The organism is Pseudomonas sp. K2I15 (genome assembly GCF_002204795.1).
GTDB lineage: Bacteria > Pseudomonadota > Gammaproteobacteria > Pseudomonadales > Pseudomonadaceae > Aquipseudomonas.
The window spans coordinates 107,174-130,849 of record NZ_NIXO01000002.1 but is presented as its reverse complement, the minus strand read 5'-3'; the positions used below and the strand labels follow the sequence as shown (position 1 = coordinate 130,849).

Genomic DNA, 23,676 nt, shown 5'->3' with positions numbered 1-23,676 from the left:
GCAATGCTCCTCACAGAAAATTTCAGCTTTCTTGATCATCAGGATTGATAAAGACATTGACCGGGAAATCCCCCAGGGCAGCGCTGATCATGAGCTCCTTGTTGGGTGTGACTGCGCCTGTTCGGAAAAGTCCCTTCCAATTTTGGGTTGGAGCGGCGAACGGTAATTTGACCCGCGTATCGCCCCAAATCTGCGCGTTGATCAGGGGATACACACCGTTTTCAAGCAGCCGGTGAGGCCAACGCGGCACCACCACCAGCAACTGTTTGCCCTGGTATTCACGGTAGAAGGCGACCACCCGTTCGGCGTGTTCGCCCACCACTTCCAGAGGCTCGTAAGTGCCCTGGCGAAACAGCTGCGGATGCGCCTTGCGCAGCGCCAGGGCCTGGCCGATCAACGCTTGCTTGATGCGCCCGTCATGCCAGTTGAACATCAGCTCGCCGATGTCCGGCGGCGTGTGCAGGCCCTGTTCTCGCGCGTGAAAGTCCACCGGCCGGCGGTTATCAGGGTCTACCAGAGTGAAGTCCCAGAACTCATCGCCCTGATACAAATCCGGCACGCCCGGCACGGTGAGGCGAAGCAAGGATTGCGCCAGTCCGTTTACCGCGCCCGCTGGAGCGATGGCCTGGGCGGCTGCGCCGATGGCGTTGCGCAGGGCCTTGCCTGAGTCCTCCAGCAGCAGTCGTGACAGGAACGCTTCGACCCCTTGTTCATACAGCTCGTTGGGCGCGCTCCAGCTGCTGTTCAACTTGGCTTCGCGCAAAGCTTTTTGCTGCCACTGCCAGAGGCGCTGGTGATAGTCCGCCAGGCCCTCGGCATCGTCGCGGTGCAGGTCCAGCGGCCAACTGCCCAGCAGCACCTGATAGAGGATCAGTTCGTCACCCGCCGAAGGGGTATGTGCATCGCTGCGCAGGCGGGCGGCGAGAGGGCGCCATTGCTCCACCTGTTCGGCGTACCACTCGGCGCACTCGCTGAGCACGGCCAGGCGCGCGCGGGTGTCTTCGCCGCGCTTGTGGTCGTGGGTGGCGGTGGCCAACAGGTTGTCGGGGAAGGTGCGCAGGCGCTGCTGATTGACGGCGTGGAAGTCTTGCAGCGGTGCGCTGAATTGCTCGGTGCTGAAGCCCACGTCATTGCGCGACAGCAACACGCCGGAGCGATAGAACGCGGTGTCTTCCACCGCCTTGGCCGCCGCCGGTGAGGTCAGTTGCTGGAAGCGCACGCAGGCGTGCTTGAGCATCTTGCGTTCACGCCCCAACGGGCGGTCGCGCCAGGGTTGGCCGCCAAGCCATTTTTCCAGGTAGTCGAGCACGGGCCAGTCGGCTTCGCTCAAGGTGCTGCGGGCACCGGCCAGGGCTTGCAGGAAAAACACGTCATCCAGTTCGCTGCGGCCCCGGGCGCTGATATAGGTGCGGTACACCGGGAAGTGCACGATCAGTTCCTGTAACGCGCGGCGAATTGCACCCAGGGTCAGGTCGCGGCTCATCACATCATCGCGAGCCACTTGCAGCAGGGCCTGGGCCACGCTTTCAAAGTCGCCGGCCAGGGAACCGTTGAGGATCTGCTGGCGGGCCAGCCAGGCTTCTTCGATAAACGAAGACGGGCGCTCGGTGTGGCGGGTCCATAACTCGGCCAGCGGCTCGAAGCCTTTGGGGTCATGTTGCAGCAACGACAGCTGGTTCATGAATTCGTAGCCGGTGGTGCCGTCTACGCGCCAGTCTTCGCGCAAGGTTTCGCCTTCGCCGAGGATCTTCTCGACAAAGATCGGCAAGTGCCGCCCGCCCGCCAGCGAGTCCACCCGGCGCCGCAGTTTGCGGCAGTAACCGCGCGGGTCGGCGAGGCCGTCGATATGGTCGATGCGCAGGCCGTCGATCAAGCCCTCGCTGATCAGTTGGAAGATCTTGCCGTGGGTGGCTTCGAACACCGCGCTGCGTTCGACCCGCAGGCCGCCCAGCTCGTTGACGTCGAAGAAGCGCCGCCAGTTGATATCGTCCGCCGCCGTGCGCCAGCTGGCCAGGCGATAGCTTTGTTGTTCCAGCAGGTTGTGCAGGCGGGCAAAACCTTCGGGCTGACGCGCGTCGTAGAGGCTGAGGTTCTCTTCGATGGCCTTCAGGGTTTCGGGATCGTGGGCCGCTTCGACCAGCTCGTGTTTCAGCGCGGCGGCCTGGGGGTAGGCGTCCGGCTGGTAGGCCAGGCTGCTGAAACGATCGGCCAGCGCCTTGATGGGCACCAACTCGCCGTATTCCCGTGGGCAGATCGGAAAGCGGTGTTCGTAATGCTCGACGTAGAAGCTGCCGTGCTGTGGGTCGAAGCGCAGCGGCAGGGCGCCGGATTGCAGGGCTTCACCGTAGTCGCTGCCGAGGAACGGCATCAGCAACTGGCCCTTGAGCAACGGGTCTGGCGAGTGCCATTGAATGTCGAAGAATTCGCTGTAGGGACTCAGTCGGCCCCACTCCAGCAGGTCCAGCCACCACGGATTATCGCCACCGCCGACGGCCATATGGTTGGAGACGATATCGAGGATCAGCCCCATGTCATGTTCGCGCAGGGCCGCCACCAGCCGACGCAGTGCAGGTTCTCCGCCCAGCTCGGGGTTGACGGTAGTGGGGTCGACCACGTCATAGCCGTGCATCGAGCCGGCGCGGGCGCTCAGCAGCGGCGAGGCATAGAGGTGGCTGATGCCCAGTTCGGCGAAGTACGGCACCAGCGGCACCGCATCGTCGAGGGTAAAGCCTTTATGAAATTGCAGGCGCTGGGTGGCCCGCAGGGTCAACGGCTTCATCGGTCACGCTCTTGGGCCTGGATGCGCGCCACGGCCAGCAGCTCGAGGCGGCGTGCGGCATTTTCATCGTCGAGCAGGGTGGCTGCATCGCCCGGCAGGCGGCGCCGCCAATTCGGGTGGGTGTCGGTGGTGCCGGGCAGGTTGGCCTGTTCTTCAACGCCCAGTGCATCTTCCAGCGGCAGCAATACCAAGGGCGCACGGGTGTGGCCCAGGTAGCGCACGCTGGCGTCGATGACGTGGTCGGTTTCGTTGCGCACCTCGTCGGTGAAGTTCTGCGGGTCCTGGCTCAAGGCCTGGCGCAGCGCCTGGCGTTCCCGCAGGCGGTGTTCGCTCCATTGCTCGACGGTGGGTGCATCGATCAGACCCAGCTGGATATTCCAGTCGATATCGCGGCTGTGCCACCAGCCGTTGAGGGTCGGCAGGTCGTGGGTGCTGGTGGTAGCCAGCGCGTTGTCCGGCCAATCCAGGATCGGCTTGAACTGGCCGCTGTGGTCTTGCTCGAACAGCAGCACGCGCATGCCGAGGATCGAGCGGGCGATAAGTTTTTCCCGCAGGCCGTCGGGCACGGTGCCGAGGTCTTCGCCGAGGACGATCGCCTGGTGGCGGCTCGATTCCAGCGCCAATAGCCGTAGCAGGTCGTCCACCGGGTAATACAGGTAGGCGCCTTCGCGCGGTGAGGCGTCCATCGGGATCACCCACAGGCGTTGCAGGCCCATCACATGGTCGATGCGCAAGCCGCCGGCATGCGCGAAGTTGGCCCGCAGCATTTCGATGAATGCGCGAAAGCCATTGCGCTTGAGGCCTTCGGGGGAAAAGGCGGAGATGCCCCAACCCTGGCCGGCGCGGTTGAGAATATCCGGTGGCGCGCCCACGGTGAGGTCCGCCAATAGTTCGTCCTGGCGGCTCCAGGCCTGGCTGCCGCCGCCGTCGGCGCCCACTGCGAGGTCGGCGATCAGGCCTACGCCCATGCCACTGCCGCGCGCCGCTTGTTGCGCGCGTTCCAGGCAACGGGCGATCAGCCATTGGTTGAAGGCGTAGAAGCCGATTTCATCCCGATTGGCTTCGGCGAACTGCGCCAGTGTCGGGCTTTGCGGGCTGTGCCAGTCCTCGGGCCAGTGGCGCCAGTCGAGGCTCTCGCCGTTGGCCGCACGTTCGGCTTGCACGGCTTCGAAGCGGCAGTGGTTTTCGAGTGCTTCGCCACCGGCCTGGCGGAAGCTCAGGAAGTCGGCGTGTTGGGGATGGCCGCCCTGGCGGAAATCTTCATACAGGGTGCGCAGCAGGCGCTGCTTGGCTTTGGCGGCGGCCGGCCAGTCGATCAGGGTTTGCTGCTCAAGGTCGTGCAACTCATCCGCCAGGCCACAGGCTTCGATGGCGATCTCTACGGCGCGCTCGCCGAGGATGCAGCCGGGGGAGGCGTACAAACTGTTGAGGAACAGGCGACTGGACGGCGAATAAGGGCTGAAGCGCCCGGTGTCGGCGCTGAACATCGCGTGCATCGGGCTGATGGCCAAGGCATCGGCGCCACGTTCGGCGGCGGCGCGGGCCAGTTGTTCCAGCGCCTGGGTGTCGCCAAAGCCGCCGTCGCCGCTGCGGCGCAGCGAATACAGTTGGGCACTCAGGCCCCAGGCACGGGCGGTTTGGGTGTCGACCGCTTCGGCGACGGTGTAGCAGTGGGTCGGTGCGACGGCCAGGGTGAAATGCTGGTCGGCAATGTGCACTTGTTGGTAGCCAACGGGAATCAACCCGGGCAACACGGCGTCATCGTCCAGGCTCAGGTCCAGCACGCTGGAATCTTCGAGGTGAATTTGGCACGGCGTGCCGGGGGCGAAGTAGCGCGCCAGGTCCAGGCCGGCGCCGCTGTCGACGGTCATCAGCGGTGGCAGGTGCTTGTCTTGCTGCACGCGTTCCAGGTCCAGCAGGCTGGCTTCGATGGCGGCATCGGTGTCGGCCGGGTGGCCCAGGCCTTTGAGTACGGCGCGCAGGGCGTCGGGTTTTACATGTTGCGGGCGGCCGTTAGCGTCGATCCAATCGACGGCCAGGCCTGCTCGGCTGGCGAGTATTTCCAATTGCGCGTCGCTCAAGGGTGCTCTCCAACAGGGGAATAGGTCAGGCTGACGCGGGCGCTGAAGGGGGCCAGTTGTTGGGCCCCACTGGCCTGCGTCACAAATAGGAGGTGCTCGGCGGCCGGGTAGTTCAGAGAATCGGCGCTCAGGTTGAGGTCGATCTGCAGCAGGCTGCCATTGCCCAGGCGCCAACGCGCCGTGACTGCGCCCACCGCCAGCACGTGCGCACCCAGGGCCACGCTGCCCGGCAGGTGCGGCACGATATGTTGGTGGCGCAGGCTCAGTAGCTGGCGGTAGAGCTGCGAGTCGCCGCAGTCGGCGAGGGTAGGTGCCGAGCGGCGGAAGGTTTGCAGGGAGTTGGGGTCGGGGATTCGCTCGCGGCGCTCGGGGTCGCTGAACGCGGCAAAGTCGGCAAATTCGTTGCGCCGGCCTTCGCGTACCGCCTCGGCCAGTTCGCCGTGGTGGTCGGTGAAGAACAGGAACGGCTCCTCGGCGTTGACTTCATCGCCCATGAACATCAAGGGGATCATCGGCGACATCAGCAGCAAGGTGGTCGCGGCGCTCAAGGCCTGTGGCGAACACAGTTGATGCAGGCGCTCACCCAGGGCGCGATTGCCGATCTGGTCGTGGTTCTGCAGGAACAGCACAAAGGCGCTGGGGGGCAGGTGCCCGCTGGCCTCGCCGCGTGAGTGGCCATGGCGCGTGGTGTGGCCCTGATAGATAAACCCTTCGCTCAGGCAGCGGGCCAGTTTGCCGGTGGGGTCTTCGGCGAAGTCGGTGTAGTAGGCGTCGGTTTCACCGGTGAGCAGCACGTGCAGGGCGTTGTGGCCGTCGTCGTTCCACTGCGCATCGAAACCGCGCTCCAGCAGGTTGGCCTGGTTGAATTCGTTTTCGAGCACAAGCCACACATGGCGCCCTTCATCGACTTGCTGGCGCACGCGCGCGGCCAACTCTTCAAGGAACTCGGGGTCGTTGATCGCGTGCACGGCGTCCAGGCGCAGGCCGTCGAAGCGGTACTCCAGCAGCCACATCAGCGCGTTATCGATGAAGAAGTCCCGGACTTCCCGGCGATCAAAATCGATGCCGGCGCCCCAGGGCGTATGCACGTCTTCGCGAAAGAAGCCCTTGGCGTAGGTGCCGAGGTAGTTGCCGTCGGGGCCGAAGTGGTTGTAGACCACATCGAGGATCACCGCGAGGCCATGGTGGTGCGCACTGTCGATCAACTGTTTCAGCTGTTCGGGCGAACCATAGGAGGATTGTGGCGCGTAGGGCAGGACACCGTCGTAGCCCCAGTTGCGTTCGCCGGGGAACTGCGCGATGGGCATCAGCTCAATGGCGGTGACCCCCAGCTCTGCGAGGCGCGGCAGTTGTTTCTCGACCTCGGCGTAGCCCCCCAGCACGCCCACATGCAGCTCGTAGATCACGGCTTCGTGCCAGGGCCGACCTTGCCAGTGGCTGTGGCGCCACTGATAGGCCAAGGGGTCGACCACCACGCTGAAGCCGTGAACGTCCGTGGCCTGTGCCCGGGAAGCCGGGTCGGGAACGTCCTGTTCACCGTCGATGTTGTAGCGGTAGCGTGTGCCCGGTGGGCATTGCAACTGCACCACAAACCAGCCATCGGCCTGGGGCAGCATCGCTACCGATTTACCTTCTTCAAATTCAACGCTGACATAAAACGCGTCTGGCGCCCACAAGGCGAAACGGGTGTGTTCCGCATCCAGCATGATCGCGCCGTGGGGCCAGGTTTCCAGAGTCCTTGACGGCATCTATGAAGACCTCTTTTTTACTGTTTCCCCGATCTTCCCAGCGCTTTCGCCACCAGTTGCTCATAAAGTTCGGCGTAGGGTTCCACTGCCTGGCACCAGTTGAACGGTGCGGCCATAGCCCGGCAACGCATGGCGTTGAGCAAGCCTGGGAAGGCGAAGACCTTGAACGCACGGCTCAGGGCCGCTTCGTAGCTTTCGACGGTGGATTCGTTGAACAGGAAGCCGGTGACGCCATTTTCGATGGTGTCAGCCAGGCCGCCGGTGTTGCGGGCTACCGGCAACGAACCGAAGCGCTGGGCGTACATCTGGCTCAGGCCGCAGGGTTCGTAACGGGATGGCATCAGCAGGAAGTCGCTGCCGGCGAACATGCGTCGGGCATCGGTCTCGTTGAAGCCGATGCGTACGCCGATCTGGCCGGGAAAACGCAGGGCCAGGGTGCGCATGGCTTGCTCTTCTTCTGGCTCGCCGCGACCGATAATCGCGATTTGGCCGCCATTTTCGACAATAAAGCTTGCGACCGCTTCAGTCAGGTCGAGGCCTTTTTGATAGACCAGGCGCGACACCACAGCGAACAGCGGGCCGGTGGAATCTTCCAGGCCGAACAGGTTGCGTACATGGGTGGCGTTCAGTGCTTTGCCTTCCCAGTCACCGATGTTGAAGGGGTGAGTCAGGTGTGGGTCGGTGGACGCTTCCCAGCTTTCATCAATGCCGTTGGGAATGCCGCTGAGCAGGCCTTGCTGGGTCTTGCTGGCGAGAAAGCCATCCAGACCGCAGCCGAATTCGGGGGTGGTGATTTCCTGGGCGTAGGTCGCGCTGACCGTGGTGATATGGCTGGAATACGCCATACCGGCCTTCAGGAATGACAGCTTGCCGTAGAACTCCATGCCTTCTTGTTGCAAGGCGTGTTCGGGAATCCCCAGTTCCGGGCACGAGGCCAGGCTGACCACGCCCTGGTAGGCCAGGTTATGAATGGTGAACAGTGTCGGGGTGCGTGACCCACGCCAGTGCATATAGGCAGGGGCCAGGCCGGCGGGCCAGTCATGGGCGTGCACCAGGTCCGGGCACCAGTGGATTTGCGCCAGGTTGGCGGCAATATCGGCGGCGGCCAGGCCCAGGCGGGCGAAGCGAATATGGTTGTCGGGCCAGTCACGGCCGTTGTTGGCGCCGTAGGGCGTGCCTTCGCGCTCGTAGAGCTCGGGGCAGATCAGCACGTAGATGACCAGGCCGTCCTTTAGGTCCATGCGCCCGATCTTGCACGGTGGCAACGCGGCGTGGCCACCCAGCTCACCGATGATATGAATGGGGTTGTCGCTGTCCAGCACCTGCGGGTAGCCGGGGATCAGCACGCGCACATCGTGCAGGTGCGCCATGGCGCGGGGCAGGGCGGCGGACACGTCACCCAGGCCGCCGGTTTTCACCAGGTCAGCCAGTTCCGAGGTAACAAACAGCACTTTCTTGCGATTGGGATTTTGACTTGGGACCGGCCGCAGCGTGTTGGGAAGGTCGGCCAATGAGGTCGGCCCGCCAACCGGCTGACTAAAACGCTCTCCCTGAGTATCTAAAGCGGCACTGATCATAGCTCTCTCCCATGTTTTGGTCGGCTGATGGCATATGGCCTTCAGCGAAGGTTGACCGCATCCTGCGGCCAGGCGCACAAGCGCTACACAGACTGGCAAGGCTTATGCCAGTTGTGCTGGAGTCTTAAATAGAGTGGATGGACGGGCGTTCGGTGTGAACCGTCAGCGCTCGCCTTACCTTAAACCTGACCTACGGCAGAGTTGGAAAGTTTCGATTTTTTGCGGGGTTTTTGTTTTGAATCGGACCCATCGGTCATCAGTCTAGGACAGATCCCAGAGCCTGTGGGGTCTGTGAGGTGTTTTTGTAGGACAAAAATTTTTTCATGTGGGAAGTGCTGTTCCCAATGGGGAGGGAGCTTGCTGTGATGAGGAGGGCAACCCCCCTCACCACAACAGCACACGCGCTCTTAATTGGTGCGGTCAGCCATCAAGACAGTGGGCGAACGGGCACTCCTTTGGCCCACGCTTGAATGTCTTCGATCATCTGTTCGTAGAACTGGCGGTAGTTCTGCTCGCTGACATACCCGACGTGTGGCGTGGCCAATACATTGGGCAACTGGCGGAACGGATGCCCGGCAGGCAGCGGCTCCTGGGCGTATACATCGAGTGCCGCGCCTGCCAGCCGGCCATTGGCCAAGGCATCAACCAAGGCCGCTTCATCGACAATCGGCCCGCGCGCCGTGTTCACCAACTGCGCCGTAGGCTTCATCCAGCCCAGCGCCTCGGCGTCCACCAGCCCGCGGCTGCGGTCACTGAGTACCAGGTGAATCGACAACACATCCGCCTGCTCAAACAACTCGCGCTTGCTGACCCACGTTACGCCTGCTTCAGCGGCGCGTTCCGGCGTGAGGTTCTCACTCCAGGCAATCACGCGCATGCCGAATACTTGGCCATACCTGGCGATCTTCTGGCCAATGCTGCCCAGCCCGAGAACCCCCAGTGTCTTGCCGTAAAGATCGCCGCCCAGGCCGACTTGCCAACCGCCATCGCGCAGGGAGTTTGCTTCGGCCAGCAGGTTGCGGGTGGACGCCATGATCAGCGCCCAGGTCAGTTCCGGGGCGGCGTGCTTGTAACTGTCGGTGCCGCACACCTGGATACCCAAGGCCTTGGCCGCAGGAATGTCGATGGCGGCATTGCGCATGCCGCCGGTCACCAGCAGCTTGAGCTTGGGCAAGCCTTGCAGCAGCGCCTGGTCGAAAGTGGTGCGCTCGCGCATCACGCAGATCACCTCGAAGCCCTGCAAACGTTCGATCAACGTGGCGGTGTCCGCCGGGTAGTCGTGGAGGAAATGCACCTGGCCGACCGACGCCAGGACTGACCAGTCCACCACGCCACTGGCCACATTCTGCCAATCATCAATCACTGCGATCTGTACCGACATTCACGCATGCCTCGAAAAGGTTGGATTAAAGGGCGTTCAGCCCTTGCAACAGCGCCTTGTGAAACTGTGCCGGTTCTTCCATTTGCGGTGCATGGCCCAGGCCTGGGAACTCCACCAGGGTTGCGTGGGGAATCAGCTTGGCCACTTGCTTGCCCAACATGGCGTAGTTGCCGATCTTCGCCTTGACCGCCGGTGGCGCGATGTCTTTGCCAATGGCGGTGTTGTCGGCGGTGCCGATCAGCAGCAGGGTGGGCATCTGCAGGTCCTTGAACTCGTAGTACACCGGCTGGGTGAAGATCATGTCGTAAATCAGCGCCGAGTTCCATGCCACCTGGGTGTGGCCTGGGCCCTTGTTCATGCCGGCGAGCATCTGCACCCAGCGCTCGTATTCAGGCTTCCAGTGCCCGGCGTAGTAGGTGTCGCGTTCGTAGTTGCGGATGCCGTCGGCGGTCAGTTTCAGCTCGCGCTCGTACCATTGGTCAACGCTGCGATAGGGCACGCCAATGGCCTTCCAGTCTTCCAGGCCGATAGGGTTCACAAGAGCAAGCTGCTCGGTTTGCTCGGGGTACAGCAGCGCGTAGCGCGTGGCTAGCATACCGCCGGTGGAATGGCCGAGGAGCGTGGCCTTTTGAATGCCGAGCTTTTCCAGCAGTTGGTGAGTGTTGATCGCCAATTGCTGGAAGCTGTACTGGTAATTGTCCGGCTTGCTGGAGGTGCAGAAACCGACCTGATCGGGGGCGATCACCCGGTAACCGGCGTCGCTCAGGGCCTTGATCGAGTCATCCCAGGTGGCGCCGCAGAAATTCTTGCCGTGCATCAGCACGATGCTGCGGCCATTGGCCTTGCCCTTGGCCGGCACGTCCATGTAGCCCATTTGCAGGGATTTGCCTTGGGACTGGAAGGTGAAGTGTTCCACCGGGTAAGGGTATTTGAAGCCTTGCAGTTCGGGGCCGTAGGTCGGGCCTTCTGTGGCGGCGAAGGCGGGAAGGGCGCTGCCGAGCAGCAGGCTCGCGACGCAGAATGAGCGGATTTTGGACATTGGGATAGGCTCCGGAAACAGTGCCCGGATGCTGTGGCGGGGGGATTAACGGGAGATTAAATCCAGTGCAGGGTGAGCATGGCCAATACCCCGTAGCGCGCACCTTTGGCCAGGGTCACCAGCAGCAGGAAACGCCAGAACGGCTCGCGCATCACCCCGGCCACCAACGTCAGTGGATCACCAATGATCGGCACCCAACTGAGCAGCAACGACCAATGCCCCCAGCGTTGATAGTGGGTGCGGGCCTTTTCCAGGTGCTTTGGGCTTACGGGAAACCAGCGCCGCGCCTTGAAGCGCTCAACCGAGCGCCCCAGCAGCCAATTCACTACCGAGCCCAAAACGTTGCCAACCGTTGCAACCGCGAGCAGCCCCCACAGGCTGTAATGCCCGCTGATCAACAACCCCACCAGCACCGCCTCCGACTGCATTGGCAACAACGTGGCGGCGCCGAAAGCAGCGAAAAACAGCCCCAGGTAACCGGCGAGCATCTATCAGCGTGCCGGGTAGTCGGCTACTACCACGTCTTTGCCTTCACGGGTCAGGCCGATCACCTGATACGTATCACGGCTACCGTCCATCTCCATGCCCGGCGAGCCCATGGGCATACCCGGTGCCGCAACGCCCAGCAAATCGTCACGCTTGCGCAGGGCCAATACCTGATCAGCTGGCACATGGCCCTCGACGAACTTGCCGTCGATCACCCCGGTATGGCACGACGCCAGGCGTGGCGCCACGCCCAGGCGTTGCTTGACCTCACTCATGTTGGTTTCAACATGGTCGTTGACCTTGAACCCGTTGCTTTCCAGGTGGGCTATCCACTTTTTGCAGCAACCGCAGTTAGCATCGCGGTGCACATCAATCGGGATCAGTTCGGCCGCCTGGGCCAAAGGGCTCATGAGCAGGGCCGACAGCGCGGCCAGTCGCAGGGTGGTTTTCATCGTCATCTCGTCAGATAAAGGGCAACAGCCGGGCATTCTCCCTGCTTTTTACAACAGGGTTTTCCGAGAGTGTTACGAAGTTTTACGAAAAACCGACAGCACCCGAATAACGGCCTGGCGCGGTCGGGAAACTGAGGGGGAGATGACGGTTTTGTCAGGCCGGCGGGGATTCCAGGCGCTGCTTGAGCTGATCAAGGGCCTGGTTGGACAGTGTGATCATGCGTTCATGCAGGGTGGTCAGTTGCAGCTCGGTTTCGTAGGTCAGGATGCGCTTGAATAGCGTGCCACTGCCCTCTACTTGCAGCAGATAGTGGATACAGCCGTCGACCGCCAGCGAAGTGAATGCGGTCTTGAACTCCCGCGGTCGCAGTGCAATCTGCACGCGATAGCTCAGGGGTACCCGCACACCCAGCAGGTCGATGGTTTCGGTAAAACGATGGCCGGCGGGTAGTGAACCGGTGATGCCGGTGTCGGCGCCCAGGGACGTCGGATGCCATTCATGCCAGCGATCCGGCTGGGTGACGTAATCGTAAACGGCGTCGATTGGGGCCTGGATATAGCGTTCCTGACTGATCCGCTCCAGACGGAGCGGGTGCTCAACAGCGTGCATGACACACCTCCTGTGTGGCGAGTGCGAGCTGTCAGAATAGTCTGGCTCCCGCGCATTGCACGGGAGCTTTCAGGCTATTTTTTCAACGCACCTTGAAGCGCCCCATCAATGCAATTACCCGGCCATTCGCATCCAGCAGGCTCTGGGTGTTGTGTTCCGTGGCATGCCCGCTTTGCACCAATTCCTCAACCATGTGGCGGATGTGCACCATGCTGCGGTTGATTTCCTCGGTCACCGCGCTTTGCTGTTCGGCGGCGGTGGCGATCTGGGTGCTGAGGTTATTGATATGGCTGACGGAGCCGGCCATTTCGTCCAGCCCGGTGTTAACCCGCGCTGTGGCATCAGCTGCGGACTGGCAACTGGCCTGGGTGGCTTCCATGGCGGTCACCGAGGAACTCACGCCGGTGGTCAGGCGCGCGAGCATCTCGTTGATCTGCGAGGTGCTGGCCTGGGTACGGGCGGCGAGGGCGCGGACTTCGTCGGCGACCACCGCAAACCCCCGGCCTTGTTCGCCGGCCCGGGCGGCTTCGATGGCCGCATTGAGTGCCAGCAGGTTGGTCTGGCCGGCGATGGCGCCGATCACACCGAGGGTTTCGGTGATGCGCGCGGCGTCCTGGCGCATGTTTTCCACGGTGTGGGTGGCGCTGGAGACTTCACCGATCAACGCGCTGACGCTGCGCGAAGCTTCCCCGACCACCACCCGCGAACGGTCGGCGTGCTCGTTGGCGCGCTGGGTGAACGCGGCGGTTTCGGCGGCGTTCTCGGCCACGGTGTCGGCGGTGGAGCTCATTTCGGTGATGGCGGTGACGGTCTGGTCGGTTTCCGAGGCATGGCGCACCAGGATCTGGTTGGTCTGGGCCGACGTTTGCTGCAACTGCGCCAGGCTCGACGACATGGCGCCGGTGGCCAGGGTGACTTCACCGATCATGTTTTGCAGGTAGACGATAAAGCGGTTCACCGAATGACCAATCGCGCCCAGTTCATCCTCGGCGCGGATGGTGATGCGCCGGGTCAGGTCGGCATCGCCGTTGGACAGCGCGTCGATATTGGTCTTCAGCGCGGTCATGCGTTTTATCAACTGGCGGATGGCATACACCTGCAACAGCACCAACAGCAGAATCATCGGGATTTGCAGCATCGCCAGGGTGCCCAGCACGTCATCACGCTGGGCAGTGATCAGCGAGGTCGGCAGCGCGGTGGCGAGGAACCACGGTGTGCCCTGGATCGGGCGCATGAAGAAGGTGCTGGCCACGCCCTGGTTGTCGAACTCACTGCGCTGCAGGGTTTGGTCACGATGGGCCAGGCCGGCGCTGACCTGAGCAGCAAACGCGGAAGTGCCGGCCAGTTCGCTGATGTTCTTCAACACTACCGGGCCGCTGATGCGCGTGCTGTTGCTGATGATCTTGCCGTCAGCTTCGACGATCAGCATTTGCCCGCCGAGGTCTTTTTCCTTGCTGGCCACCAGGTCATTGAAGAAACCCAGGGTCACGTCGATGGTGGCCACGCCATACGCCGCGCCGTCACGCTGGATCGCCATGGCGCAATTGGTGCGAGGCTCCTGGCTGGCATCATCCTTGTAGGCCGCTGCCCAGGCGCACTGGCCGCGCGGCGAGGCGAGGCCGCCCTTGTACCAGCTCTGGTCGTAATAGTTGGGGGCCGCGTCGCTGTTCCAGAAGGTATTGACCGCCAGCTTGCCCGAGGCGTCGCGGTGCCAGAAGGTGCTGTGCTTGTTGCGCCCCGGTGTGCGCTGGTTGGGCAGGGGCCAGATGCCGCCACCGAACACTTTCAATTCGCCGTACTGGTCCACCAGGCCTGGCAGCACCTTGTCGATGGCGTCGCTGTCCAGCAGGGGGATGGTTTGGGTGATGCTGCGTTGCTGGGCCTGAACCTTGTTCAGTTCGCCCTGGATCTGCTCGGCCACTTCGGCAATGCGATTGAGCACCACCTGTTCTTCGGTATGGCGCAGCGTGGGCGCCACCAACTGTCCGATGCCCACGACCGTCAATATGAATAACAACAGGACGAACAGCACCAGAAACAGGGTGTAACGGGCTTGGATAGAGCGTAATGAGGGCATGGGGTCGTCCTTACGAAGCGTTTATTGTGCGACGCGGCTTTTTTAGAGCTTCGAAGGGCTATCGGCTTGGAAAGGGCGAGCTTTAGGCACTGTCGTGCAAGAAAGTGGCGCTAATAAAAAATGTCCACTCTTGGCGTGCCAGGACAGGAAACATAAGGATAATCCCGACCCGCGCGCACCATTTTCATGCGACCGCTAGCCGGGAACCGCTTGCCAATTAAAGTTTTACGCCGACGCTTGCCAGGAAGCTTTCCATACGGTTGTCAACCTCCGCCTTCGTCTGCGCCCACGCGGGGAACGACTGCAGAAGGTTGTCGTGCCAAGCGATCAGGTTTGAATGTTCCTTAAACGGCAACTTTGAACGATCGGCCTGGGAGAAGGGCGCAGCAATATCGATATCGGCCAAGGTCAACGCATCGCCAACCATGAACTTACGGCCTTCAAGATGCTTATCAAGTACCTTTGCTCCGGCGCGGATATTGCCCTCAGCGAACGTGATGAGCGACTCGTCCTTCGGTACCCCCATGACCGTCTTTGCCACGCGTTCATTGAAGAGGGTGGTGGTGTAGGTGCGCCAATGCTCGCCCGACCAGAACATCCACTGAAGGACCTGGAGGCGCTCCTCCTGCGTAGTTCCGACCAGGGGCGAATTCACCTTGTTAGCGAGGTACAGATTGATCGCAGAAGATTCCCAGAGGATGGTGTCTCCATCTTCCATAACCGGCGTCAGGCCATGGGGGTTGAGGCGCGATTTGAACTCGTCGGTCTGGCTCTCGCCCTTGAAAAGGTCAACATCGATGCGTTCGATCTCAATGCCCATGATCTTCGCAGCCGTGGTCACGCGACGTAAGCTGCCCGAGCCTGCGTCACCATAGATCTTGATTGTCATAACTGTTCCTTTCGGTTCGGGCCCGTGAATGGGCGGCCCACCCCAGATTCTCAATTTTTTCCTACAAGAACGACATTGACGGGGGCATGTGGCTTCCCAGGTCGTTGCATTGGCTAGGAGTTTATATATTTGTAAAATAGGCGCTAGACTGCCTGAGCTAACAGCATATATTTGGAAAACAAATGAATGATCGACTTCAGGAGTTGCTGGTTTTCGTTCGAGCAGCAGAGAGCGGCGGTTTTTCGCGCGCAGCCCGGGAGCTGGGACTTACGCAACCATCGGTGTCGCGGGTCGTGTCCGAGCTTGAGACACGGCTGGGCGTGAAGCTGTTCCTGCGCACGACGCGGCAGGTCACGCTGACGGACGCGGGTTCTACCTTCCTCGATCGTGCGCGGCAGATCCTGGCTGATCTCGATGAGGCGGAGCACGCCGCACGCGGCGTAGATTCCCTGCAAGGTCTGGTGCGGCTCGCCGCCCCTGTGCTCTACGGCACGCTACGTATCATTCCGCATCTACCATTGCTCATGGATCTGCATCCCGGCCTGCGTATCAATCTGACGATCACAGACCACTATCAAGACCTGATTGCGGACGGCGCAGATGTTGCCATCCGCATGGGCAAGCTTGCCGACTCTTCAATGGGGGCGTGCAGGTTGGATGAACTCCAGCGCTATGTGGTGGCCGCCCCCGCTTACCTTGCCAAACGCGGCGTTGCGCATACTCCAGCCGAATTGGCTGAGCATGATTGCATCTTCGGCCCCGGTGGTTTCGGGGCACATACGTGGGAGTTCACGAGAAGAGCCACAGTCACGTCGGTCAAGGTGCGCGGGCGTGTGCAGACGCACTCAGGCCCTGGTGTAATTGCGTCGGCGATTGCGGGATTGGGTGTGGCGTTGAGCACTGATCTTGCCGCTGCCGAAGCGATGCGAAATGGAACGCTGGTGCGTTTGCTCCAAGACTATGAGATGTCGCCGGTGGACGTGCACGCCGTGTTTCCGCAAGGACCACGGCCGTCGCCGAAAGTGAGGGCGGTGGTTGAATTCCTGGCCGCGCGCATCGCAGCGATGGCCTAGTGACGATAGAAGGAGCGCCAACCGGAGATCATTCGCAAGGGCCCTGCCCGACGGACCAAATCGGCTGCCCGAACTGTACCTTCAACGAACACTTCGTCGATGGCTTCGAAAATATTCCGGACGCCTTTTTGCCGCTCTTCGATGGTCGCAACAGCGGCAAGCTGATCGTCCGGGTGGCTTCAGCAAAAAGTACAGACCAATGATGCACGACCCGCTTGCTCCCTAGGGAAACTCGCTGTGGCGAGCCTCAGTAGATTCGGCGCTAACGTCATGGTGAAGTAAAAAAACGCCTGCGCGAGGCTTCTATTTTGTGATGCAGGGGTGTTTGATGCGGGCCTGAATCTCCAACGGCCTTAACGGATTGCACGGTAAAACATGGACGAAATCATCTACCAGGTCGTCAAGTGGCTGGGCATCCAGCACCACACGGTCAGAGGCACCACCTACAACTTCATGGCGTTTTTTTACCTGGCAATGGCGATTGGCAGTGTGGTTGTTGCCAAGGAACTGGCCGCCAAGCGCAAGGCACTCAAGGCGCGAACCACCCAGGCGTTAACCTCGGCGCCGTTGACCGCCACCTCGTTTACCGAGGAACACGGCCAATCGGTCAAGTGCACGGGCACCCTGCGCCAGGACGCCGACGGGTTTACCGCCAGCGTCACGCGCAACAGTGTCGAGTCCCACAGCGGGCTTCTGCGTTCGCTCGATGAGGTTGATACCTGGCTGAGAGCGCACACGCCATTCATCCTGTCGGATTTTCGCAAGCGCAGCTGAGTGGGGCTATTTATCCAGCATCTGCATGACCGCTTCCGGGTAACGCAAGCCTGCCGTTGCATTGGCCGGGAAGATCGCCTCCAGCGCTGCCAACTCAGCCTGGCTCAGCTTGACCTCTAGTGCCGCGACGTTCTCTTCCAGGTACTTACGCTGTTTGGTCCCAGGGATCGGGATCAGGTAATCCCCTTGCGCCAGCACCCAAGCCAACGCCAACTGCCCGGCTGTCACGCCCTTGTCGGCGGCCAGCACTTGCACCTGCTCCACCAGCAACAGGTTCTTCGCAAAGTTCTCACCCTGAAAGCGCGGGCTGAACCGGCGGTAGTCGTCTGCTGCAAAATCATCCGGGCTTTTCAGCGCACCGGTCAGGAAGCCACGGCCCAGCGGGCTGTAAGGCACAAACGCAATCCCCAGGCGCTGGCAGGCGGCGAGGCAGCCGTTGTCTTCCTGGTCGCGGCTCCACAGCGAATATTCGCTTTGCAGCGCGCTGATGGGGTGCACCTTGTGCGCCCGCTCCAGAGTGGCGGCCGACGCTTCACTCAAGCCCAGGTAACGCACCTTGCCTTGCTTGACCAACTCGGCCATGGCGCCGACGGTTTCTTCAATCGTCACCTCAGGGTCGATGCGGTGCTGGTAATACAGGTCGAGGGTTTCCACGCCCAGGCGTTTCAAGGTGCCGTCGATGGACGCGCGGATGTACTCCGGCCGGCCATTCACCCCACGCAGCGTCGGGTTCGCCGGGTCACGCACAATGCCGAATTTGCTGGCGAGAAAAACCTGCTCGCGCTTGCCGGCGATGGCCTTGCCGATCAGTTCTTCATTGGTGTGGGGGCCGTACATGTCGGCGGTGTCCAGCAGGTTGATCCCCAGCTCCAGCGCGCGGTGCAAGGTATTGATGGCTTCGGTGGTGTCGGTGCCGGTGGTGTAGAAATCGGTCATGCCCATGCAGCCGAGGCCGATGGCGGAAACCTGAGGGCCGTTTTTGCCGAGTTGACGAGTGTGCATGGGTCCAGCTCCTGTGTGGGAAGGGCTCCATTGTTGCCCTCGACAAAAGCGGGATAAACCGGCTAAAACCACTATCACTATTATGAAATTCTAAATAATCCTTGAAGGAATCCGCCCAATGGATCGTTTTAACGCCATGCGTGTGTTCGTGCGGATCGTCGAATTGGGCGGCTTTGCCAAGGCGGCCGACAGCCTGCAACTGCCGCGCGCCTCGGTGACGATCCTGATCAAGCAGTTGGAGGCACACCTGGGCGTGCAGCTGTTGCAGCGCACCACGCGCCAGGTCAGCCCGACGCTGGACGGCGCCGCCTACTATCAGCGTTGCGTGAGCCTATTGGCTGATCTTGAAGAAACCGAGGCGGTGTTCTCCACCAGTCGCCGCAACCCGCGCGGCACGTTGCGTATTGATATGCCGTCGGGGATCGGGCGTTTTCTGGTGATTCCGGCATTGCCCGAGTTCACCACGCGTTACCCGCAGATCGACCTGGAAATCGGCCTCAACGACCGCCCGGTGGACCTGATCCGCGAAGGCGTGGACTGCGTGTTGCGCGGCGGCCTGGCGCTGGACGAGTCACTGGTGGCCCGGCCGCTGGCGATGATGGATCAGGTGACCTGCGCCAGCCCCGGTTACGTGCAGCAGTTCGGTATGCCATCAACGCTGGATGACCTGGCTGGCCATCAAGTGGTCGAGTACTTCTCCAGCACCAGCGGCAAACGGTATGGCCTGGAGTTCCAGATCGGCAAGGACATACGTTTGGTGGACCTGCCCAAACAGGTCGCGGTCAACAGCGCTGATGGTTACCTGGCGGCGTGTGAAGCGGGTTATGGATTGGTGCAGACGCCTTACTACCACGCCGTTCGCCAGCTGGAAGCGGGCACGCTGGTGGAGGTGCTGGCGGATTTGCGACCGCCCAAATTGCCGCTGACCGCGCTGTACCCGCCGCACCGCCAGCTGTCGCAACGGGTGCGGGTATTTGTCGATTGGCTGGTGGAGCTTTGCGCCCGGCCGGGCAACGGGTTGCAGCGTCAGCCTTGAGCCTTGCGATAGGCGCCGGGCTGGAAGCCGGTGACTTTATGGAAGGCCCGGGTAAACGCGGCGACCGATTGATAACCCACGGCCAGGGACACATCCGCGACGGTCTGGTCCTGCTTGAACAACTGGCAGGCGTGGCGCACGCGCATCATCAGCAGCACTTGCCCCGGCGACTGGCCGCACAGTTCATTGAAGCGCTTGAAGAACGCCGAGCGCGACAAGCCGGTGCAGGCCGCCATGCTTTCCAGGGTCCAGGGCTCGGCCGGGCGCGCGATCAACTGTTCCAGCAGGCTGGCAAAGGCCGGTTGCCGGGCCAGGGCCGGGAGGCCGCCGAGGTCGGTGTTGTCCAGCACTTGTTGGCGCAGCACATACAGAAACAGCAAATGGCACAGGCGCTCCAGCAGGGCGGGCGAGGGCGCCGGCGTGCGCTCGCATTCCTGCAGGATCAATTCGAACAGGTTGCGTGCGGCGGTCAGCGAAGGGTCGCCGGCCCGCAGAATGATCCAGGCGGGCAGGGTGTCGACAATCATCGCCGACAACCCGGATTGGAAATGGAAGAACCCGCACACCAGGCCCACGCCGTCACTCGCCTGGCTGTCGAGCGCCAGCATCGGCTTGCGCGGGCATTCCTGAGCGCCGGCGGCGCTGCCATCGCTGGACAGGCGATACGCCAGATCCCGCAGCAGGAATACCGCGTCGCCGTTGTTCAGCGGATAGGGGGTCGGGTCGCCATCGATGTGCATCCAGCATTGCCCTTGCACCACCAGATGAAAACTCGCGCTCGCCAGGCCGTGGGTGCTGGCGTGCCAGTCGCCGCAGTAACGGCCCACGTGAAACAGACTGGTGTTGAGTTCGAGGCTATCTAATAACCAATCGACGAGGGAACTGGACGAATTCATCTAATGGAAAGACTCTAGAGCAAGTAATCGCTACTTTAGACTATTGAGCGGATTTTTTATAACCAACAGACTTGGTACACGAATCCATGAGGAGACCACTCCATGTCCCGCGTACCGATGCTAACCCTGGAAACCGCCCCTGAAGCGGCCAAACCCTTTCTGGAAAATGCCCTGAAGGGTTCCGGGTTCATCCCCAATCTGCTGGCGGTGTTGGCCAATGCCCCGGCAGCACTGGAAACTTACATCACCGTCTCCGGCCTGAACGCCAAGTCTGACTTGAGCCTGGCCGACCGCGAAGTGGTGCAATTGATTGCCGCCACCAACCACGGTTGCGATTTCTGCGTCGCCGGGCACACTGCCGTAGCGCGCAACAAGGCCAAGTTGCCGGAAGACGTGATCGATGCCCTGCGCCAGCGCGGTGAATTGCCCAACGAGCGTTATGAGACACTCGCCGCGTTCACTCGCGAAGTGATCGCCACCCGTGGTGATGTCAGCGACGCAGGTTATGTCGCGTTCCGTGAGGCTGGCTACACCGACGGTCATGCGCTTGAGGTTATCCTGGGCGTGAGCCTGGCCACTCTGTGCAATTTCGCCAACGTGTTCGCCCGCACCCCGTTGAACCCGGAGCTGGCGCAGTACCGTTGGGAAAAACCGGCAAGCTGAAGGCGCGCAAGCGTTCGCGATGGTAAACATGCTGTAACAAGGAGAAACATGAATGCTTGACCCAGTCTTGAGCCGCTGGCTCGATGTTCAAGCGCAGGCCCTGGACGTGGGCAGTTGCGATCCGCAGGAAGTGCTGCCACGGCTGGCAGAGGCCAATGTATTACGTATCGGTGTGCCCAAGGAGCTAGGTGGCCTGGGCGGCGATGTCACGGGCGCGGTAGAAGCCATCGCGGATGTGGCCAGTCATTCCCTGGCATCAGCGTTCGTCTTCTGGGGCCAACGCTCGTTTATCGAGTATCTGTTGCAAAGCCCGAACCAGCGCTTGCGCGAGCAACTGCTGCCGGACCTGCTGAGCGGCAAGCTCGCCGGGGCGACCGGGCTGTCCAACGCCATGAAATTTCTCTCCGGCATCGAGTCGTTGCAGATCAGCGCCGAGCCAACCGATGATGGCTGGAACCTCAATGGCCGCCTGCATTGGGTGACCAACCTGCGCAAGAATGGTTTTGTGGTAGCGGCAGCCATCGAGCATGCTCAGGGTGGCGCGCCGTTTATCCTGGCGATTCCCGATTCGGTGGCCGGCTTGCAACGCTCCCGTGACCTGGAACTGTTGGGCCTGCAATCCAGCAACACCGCAGCCCTGGGCTTTGAAGCGGTTGAGCTGAGCCGCGACTGGTTGCTGCATGAGGATGCGCGCAAGTTCCTGCCGGCAGTACGCCCGGCGTTTCTGGGTTTGCAATGCGGCATGTCCATTGGCCTGGCCCGGCGTTCGCTGGCGGAGGTGGCCAATCATTTGGGCTCCAGCCGCACCGTGTTGCGCGAAGAATTGGAAGTGCTGCGCAGTTCGCTTGAACAGTCGGTCAACGAGCTCAAGAAAGGTTTACTGGCCGGCCGCTTCGGCACAGAGCCGGTGCCGTTGTTCCGCCTGCGCATTGCCCTTGCGGAAACGGCTGCCAGCGCTGTTCAACTTGAGTTGCAAGCCAGCGGCGGCAAGGCCTATTTGACCGCTCACGGCAGCGGCTTTGCCCGGCGCTGGCGCGAGTCGGCGTTTGTGCCGATCGTGACGCCGAGCCTGGTGCAGTTGCGCACCGAGTTGAACCGTCAGGCCAATCTATGAGCCAGGCGGTATTGCACGCCCAGGGGATTTGCCTGGGCTACGCGGGCAAGTCGGTGCTGGAAGGTTTCGACCTGCAGCTGCAGCCGGGTGAAGTGGTGTCGATCCTCGGCCCCAGCGGTGTTGGCAAATCCAGCCTGTTGCGGGTGCTTGCCGGTTTGCAGGCGCCTCAGGGCGGCAGCATCAGCCTGCTCGGCGAGCCGTTGAATGGCCCACATCCGCGGGTGGCGGTGGCGTTCCAGGACCCCAGCCTGCTGCCGTGGCTGAGCCTGGAAAAGAACGTCGCCTTCGGCCTGGATTTTGCCCGCCAACCGCACCTTAGCCCGGAAGAACGACGCCACCGGGTCGACCACGCGATCCACGCCGTAGGCCTGGAACACGCCCGCCAGCAATTCCCGGCGGCGCTGTCTGGCGGCATGGCCCAGCGCACGGCACTGGCCCGCTGCCTGGCGCGCCAGCCGCAGGTTTTGCTGCTGGACGAACCCTTCGGCGCCCTGGATGAAGTGACCCGTGCCGACATGCAGCACCTGCTGCTCAAGGTCAACCGCGAGCAAGGCTCGGCGGCGGTGCTGATCACCCACGACATCGACGAAGCGCTGCTGCTGAGCGACCGGATTCTGCTACTGGGTAACCGCCCGGCGCGAACCCTCGGCGAATGGCGCATCGACCTGCCGCAACCGCGGGAAGAACAGGTAGAAGCCATCGGCACCCTGCGCATCGAGATTCTCAAAACCCTACGGCAGGCGAGCCGCACTGACCCCCAACCCACTGAACTGCTGGAGCCCTGCCATGTGTCTGGATGACCTCACTCACTCGCGCCGTGATTTTCTCAAACTCTCGGCCGTGCTCAGTGCCGCCGGAGCCTTGCCACTGCTGAGCAGCTTGCAGGCCCGGGCGGCCAGTGAGCCGGACGCACCGGTACGCATCGGCTACTTGCCGATCACCGACGCCACGCCGTTGCTGGTAGCCCACAACAATGGCCTGTTCGAAGCCGAAGGCATCAAGGCCGAGCGCCCGGTGCTGCTGCGCAGTTGGGCACAGGTGATCGAGGCGTTTATTTCCGGCCAGGTCAACGTGATTCACCTGCTGTCGCCGATGACGGTATGGGCGCGTTATGGCAGCAAGGTCCCGGCCAAGGTCGTGGCCTGGAACCACGTAGGCGGCTCGGGTTTGACCGTATCGCCAGGCATTACCGATGTGAAGCAACTGGGCGGCAAGTCGGTGGCGATTCCGTTCTGGTACTCGATCCATAACGTGGTGGTGCAGCAGTTGTTCCGCGACAACGGCCTGACGCCGGTGGCGCGTGCCGCCGGCAGCGCGATTGCCGCCAACGAGGTCAACCTGATCGTGTTGCCGCCCTCGGACATGCCGCCGGCCCTGGCCAGCAAACGCATCGACGGCTACATCGTCGCCGAGCCGTTCAACGCCCTGGCCGAAAACCTTAACGTGGGCCGCGTGCAGCGCTTTACCGGTGACGTGTGGCGCAATCACGCATGCTGCGTGGTGTTTATGCACGAGCACGACCTGACCAACCGCCCGGAATGGTCGCAGAAGGTGGTGAATGCGATCGTCAAGGCGCAGGTCTGGACCCGCGACAACCGTGAAGAGGCGGTGAAGCTGCTGTCCAAGGACGGCGAAAACCGCTATACGCCGCATGCAGAACCGGTGCTGCGTAAAGTCTTGGCGCCTGCTGCCAGCGACCGTGCGGCGTACCTTGCCGACGGCGCCATCCAGCATGCGAACTGGGACGAGCACCGCATCGACTTCCAACCGTATCCATTCCCCAGCTACACCGAAGAGCTGGTGCGTCGCCTGAAAGACACGCTGATCGAGGGCGACAAGAAATTCCTCGCCGACCTGGATCCGGCCTTCGTCGCCAAAGATCTGGTGGACGATCGCTTCGTACGCAATGCGATTGCAGCAGTGGGTGGCATGAAGACCTTTGGCTTGCCGGAAGGCTTCGAACGAACCGAGGAGATTGGCGTTTGAACAACGGCAAAAC

20 protein-coding genes are annotated in these 23,676 nt (G+C 62.0%); 7 read left to right on the top strand and 13 right to left on the bottom strand.

The annotated features are described in order from the left end of the window. Positions 1–22: 22 nt before the first annotated feature. From CEC48_RS02790 to CEC48_RS02740, 11 genes are all read right to left on the bottom strand, one after another. Positions 23–2,779: a malto-oligosyltrehalose synthase gene (locus CEC48_RS02790; protein WP_088422343.1), complete on the bottom strand. Its 2,757-nt coding sequence runs from the start codon at positions 2,777–2,779 to the stop codon at positions 23–25. Beyond that, positions 2,776–4,860 (bottom strand): 4-alpha-glucanotransferase, encoded by a 2,085-nt coding sequence (gene malQ / locus CEC48_RS02785; protein ID WP_088422342.1) that lies wholly within the window; start codon positions 4,858–4,860, stop codon positions 2,776–2,778. The genes CEC48_RS02790 and malQ overlap by 4 nt, the downstream gene beginning before the upstream one ends. Then, positions 4,857–6,608, bottom strand: a complete 1,752-nt coding sequence (treZ, locus tag CEC48_RS02780) for a malto-oligosyltrehalose trehalohydrolase (protein WP_088422341.1) — start codon at positions 6,606–6,608, stop codon at positions 4,857–4,859. The genes malQ and treZ overlap by 4 nt, the downstream gene beginning before the upstream one ends. Positions 6,609–6,625: 17 nt before the next feature. Beyond that, positions 6,626–8,185 carry a glycogen synthase GlgA gene (gene glgA, locus CEC48_RS02775; RefSeq protein ID WP_088422340.1) on the bottom strand — a complete coding sequence of 520 codons (1,560 nt, stop codon included), beginning with the start codon at positions 8,183–8,185 and terminating at the stop codon, positions 6,626–6,628. Positions 8,186–8,612: 427 nt separating this feature from the next. Continuing rightward, positions 8,613–9,566, bottom strand: a complete 954-nt coding sequence (locus CEC48_RS02770; RefSeq protein WP_088422339.1) for a D-2-hydroxyacid dehydrogenase family protein — start codon at positions 9,564–9,566, stop codon at positions 8,613–8,615. A gap of 25 nt (positions 9,567–9,591) precedes the next feature. After that, positions 9,592–10,605 carry an alpha/beta fold hydrolase gene (locus tag CEC48_RS02765; protein ID WP_088422338.1) on the bottom strand — a complete coding sequence of 338 codons (1,014 nt, stop codon included), beginning with the start codon at positions 10,603–10,605 and terminating at the stop codon, positions 9,592–9,594. A gap of 56 nt (positions 10,606–10,661) precedes the next feature. Continuing rightward, a complete protein-coding gene (locus CEC48_RS02760) occupies positions 10,662–11,093 on the bottom strand; it encodes a YqaA family protein (protein ID WP_088422337.1) in 432 nt (143 codons plus the stop codon). 3 nt (positions 11,094–11,096) lie between these two features. Continuing rightward, positions 11,097–11,543 (bottom strand): DUF411 domain-containing protein, encoded by a 447-nt coding sequence (locus CEC48_RS02755; protein WP_088422468.1) that lies wholly within the window; start codon positions 11,541–11,543, stop codon positions 11,097–11,099. A gap of 154 nt (positions 11,544–11,697) precedes the next feature. After that, on the bottom strand, positions 11,698–12,153 hold the full coding sequence (locus tag CEC48_RS02750; protein ID WP_088422336.1) for an SRPBCC family protein: 456 nt from the start codon (positions 12,151–12,153) through the stop codon (positions 11,698–11,700). An 82-nt stretch (positions 12,154–12,235) separates the two neighbouring features. Then, the gene (locus CEC48_RS02745; protein ID WP_088422335.1) at positions 12,236–14,230 is read right to left on the bottom strand and encodes a methyl-accepting chemotaxis protein; all 1,995 of its coding nucleotides are present in this window, start codon (positions 14,228–14,230) and stop codon (positions 12,236–12,238) included. A 217-nt stretch (positions 14,231–14,447) separates the two neighbouring features. After that, positions 14,448–15,119 carry a glutathione S-transferase family protein gene (locus CEC48_RS02740; RefSeq protein ID WP_088422334.1) on the bottom strand — a complete coding sequence of 224 codons (672 nt, stop codon included), beginning with the start codon at positions 15,117–15,119 and terminating at the stop codon, positions 14,448–14,450. Between the two features lie 182 nt (positions 15,120–15,301). On the opposite strand from CEC48_RS02740, the gene CEC48_RS02735 reads away from it, so the two are divergent. Both CEC48_RS02735 and CEC48_RS02725 read left to right on the top strand, forming a co-directional pair. Further along, positions 15,302–16,192 carry a LysR family transcriptional regulator gene (locus CEC48_RS02735; protein ID WP_088422333.1) on the top strand — a complete coding sequence of 297 codons (891 nt, stop codon included), beginning with the start codon at positions 15,302–15,304 and terminating at the stop codon, positions 16,190–16,192. 375 nt (positions 16,193–16,567) lie between these two features. After that, positions 16,568–16,966 (top strand): hypothetical protein, encoded by a 399-nt coding sequence (locus CEC48_RS02725; RefSeq protein ID WP_088422331.1) that lies wholly within the window; start codon positions 16,568–16,570, stop codon positions 16,964–16,966. Between the two features lie 6 nt (positions 16,967–16,972). Here the strand turns inward: CEC48_RS02725 and CEC48_RS02720 are convergent, their stop codons facing one another. Continuing rightward, entirely contained in the window at positions 16,973–17,968 is a 996-nt protein-coding gene (locus tag CEC48_RS02720; protein WP_088422330.1) for an aldo/keto reductase, read from the bottom strand. Positions 17,969–18,086: 118 nt separating this feature from the next. Here CEC48_RS02720 and CEC48_RS02715 point away from each other — a divergent pair, with 118 nt between their 5' ends. Next, positions 18,087–19,004 (top strand): LysR family transcriptional regulator, encoded by a 918-nt coding sequence (locus CEC48_RS02715; RefSeq protein ID WP_088422329.1) that lies wholly within the window; start codon positions 18,087–18,089, stop codon positions 19,002–19,004. Here CEC48_RS02715 and CEC48_RS02710 read toward each other — a convergent pair. Then, on the bottom strand, positions 18,995–19,900 hold the full coding sequence (locus CEC48_RS02710; protein WP_088422328.1) for an AraC family transcriptional regulator: 906 nt from the start codon (positions 19,898–19,900) through the stop codon (positions 18,995–18,997). The genes CEC48_RS02715 and CEC48_RS02710 overlap by 10 nt on opposite strands. Before the next feature lie 102 nt (positions 19,901–20,002). Between CEC48_RS02710 and CEC48_RS02705 the strand changes: the two genes are divergently transcribed. Genes CEC48_RS02705 through CEC48_RS02690 form a run of 4 tightly spaced genes read left to right on the top strand, consistent with a single transcriptional unit; the run spans position 20,003 to position 23,663 of the window. Beyond that, entirely contained in the window at positions 20,003–20,563 is a 561-nt protein-coding gene (locus CEC48_RS02705; protein WP_088422327.1) for a carboxymuconolactone decarboxylase family protein, read from the top strand. Positions 20,564–20,615: 52 nt separating this feature from the next. Continuing rightward, positions 20,616–21,677 carry an acyl-CoA dehydrogenase family protein gene (locus CEC48_RS02700; RefSeq protein WP_088422326.1) on the top strand — a complete coding sequence of 354 codons (1,062 nt, stop codon included), beginning with the start codon at positions 20,616–20,618 and terminating at the stop codon, positions 21,675–21,677. Then, the gene (locus CEC48_RS02695) at positions 21,674–22,477 is read left to right on the top strand and encodes an ABC transporter ATP-binding protein (protein WP_088422325.1); all 804 of its coding nucleotides are present in this window, start codon (positions 21,674–21,676) and stop codon (positions 22,475–22,477) included. Before CEC48_RS02700 ends, CEC48_RS02695 begins: the two co-directional genes overlap by 4 nt. Next, the gene (locus tag CEC48_RS02690) at positions 22,464–23,663 is read left to right on the top strand and encodes an ABC transporter substrate-binding protein (protein WP_088422324.1); all 1,200 of its coding nucleotides are present in this window, start codon (positions 22,464–22,466) and stop codon (positions 23,661–23,663) included. The genes CEC48_RS02695 and CEC48_RS02690 overlap by 14 nt, the downstream gene beginning before the upstream one ends. Positions 23,664–23,676: the final 13 nt, after the last annotated feature.

What these genes read in the sequence shown, in the direction of transcription:
- CEC48_RS02735 (WP_088422333.1), top strand. Translation starts at nt 15,302, where the DNA reads ATGAATGATCGACTTCAGGAGTTGCTGGTTTTCGTTCGAGCAGCAGAG.
- glgA (WP_088422340.1), bottom strand. Translation starts at nt 8,185, where the DNA reads ATGATCAGTGCCGCTTTAGATACTCAGGGAGAGCGTTTTAGTCAGCCG.
- CEC48_RS02725 (WP_088422331.1), top strand. Translation starts at nt 16,568, where the DNA reads ATGGACGAAATCATCTACCAGGTCGTCAAGTGGCTGGGCATCCAGCAC.
- CEC48_RS02695 (WP_088422325.1), top strand. Translation starts at nt 21,674, where the DNA reads ATGAGCCAGGCGGTATTGCACGCCCAGGGGATTTGCCTGGGCTACGCG.
- CEC48_RS02705 (WP_088422327.1), top strand. Translation starts at nt 20,003, where the DNA reads ATGTCCCGCGTACCGATGCTAACCCTGGAAACCGCCCCTGAAGCGGCC.
- CEC48_RS02700 (WP_088422326.1), top strand. Translation starts at nt 20,616, where the DNA reads ATGCTTGACCCAGTCTTGAGCCGCTGGCTCGATGTTCAAGCGCAGGCC.
- CEC48_RS02765 (WP_088422338.1), bottom strand. Translation starts at nt 10,605, where the DNA reads ATGTCCAAAATCCGCTCATTCTGCGTCGCGAGCCTGCTGCTCGGCAGC.
- CEC48_RS02760 (WP_088422337.1), bottom strand. Translation starts at nt 11,093, where the DNA reads ATGCTCGCCGGTTACCTGGGGCTGTTTTTCGCTGCTTTCGGCGCCGCC.
- CEC48_RS02740 (WP_088422334.1), bottom strand. Translation starts at nt 15,119, where the DNA reads ATGACAATCAAGATCTATGGTGACGCAGGCTCGGGCAGCTTACGTCGC.
- CEC48_RS02720 (WP_088422330.1), bottom strand. Translation starts at nt 17,968, where the DNA reads ATGCACACTCGTCAACTCGGCAAAAACGGCCCTCAGGTTTCCGCCATC.
- CEC48_RS02755 (WP_088422468.1), bottom strand. Translation starts at nt 11,543, where the DNA reads ATGAAAACCACCCTGCGACTGGCCGCGCTGTCGGCCCTGCTCATGAGC.
- CEC48_RS02715 (WP_088422329.1), top strand. Translation starts at nt 18,087, where the DNA reads ATGGATCGTTTTAACGCCATGCGTGTGTTCGTGCGGATCGTCGAATTG.
- CEC48_RS02750 (WP_088422336.1), bottom strand. Translation starts at nt 12,153, where the DNA reads ATGCACGCTGTTGAGCACCCGCTCCGTCTGGAGCGGATCAGTCAGGAA.
- CEC48_RS02745 (WP_088422335.1), bottom strand. Translation starts at nt 14,230, where the DNA reads ATGCCCTCATTACGCTCTATCCAAGCCCGTTACACCCTGTTTCTGGTG.
- CEC48_RS02690 (WP_088422324.1), top strand. Translation starts at nt 22,464, where the DNA reads ATGTGTCTGGATGACCTCACTCACTCGCGCCGTGATTTTCTCAAACTC.
- CEC48_RS02770 (WP_088422339.1), bottom strand. Translation starts at nt 9,566, where the DNA reads ATGTCGGTACAGATCGCAGTGATTGATGATTGGCAGAATGTGGCCAGT.
- treZ (WP_088422341.1), bottom strand. Translation starts at nt 6,608, where the DNA reads ATGCCGTCAAGGACTCTGGAAACCTGGCCCCACGGCGCGATCATGCTG.
- CEC48_RS02710 (WP_088422328.1), bottom strand. Translation starts at nt 19,900, where the DNA reads ATGAATTCGTCCAGTTCCCTCGTCGATTGGTTATTAGATAGCCTCGAA.
- CEC48_RS02790 (WP_088422343.1), bottom strand. Translation starts at nt 2,779, where the DNA reads ATGAAGCCGTTGACCCTGCGGGCCACCCAGCGCCTGCAATTTCATAAA.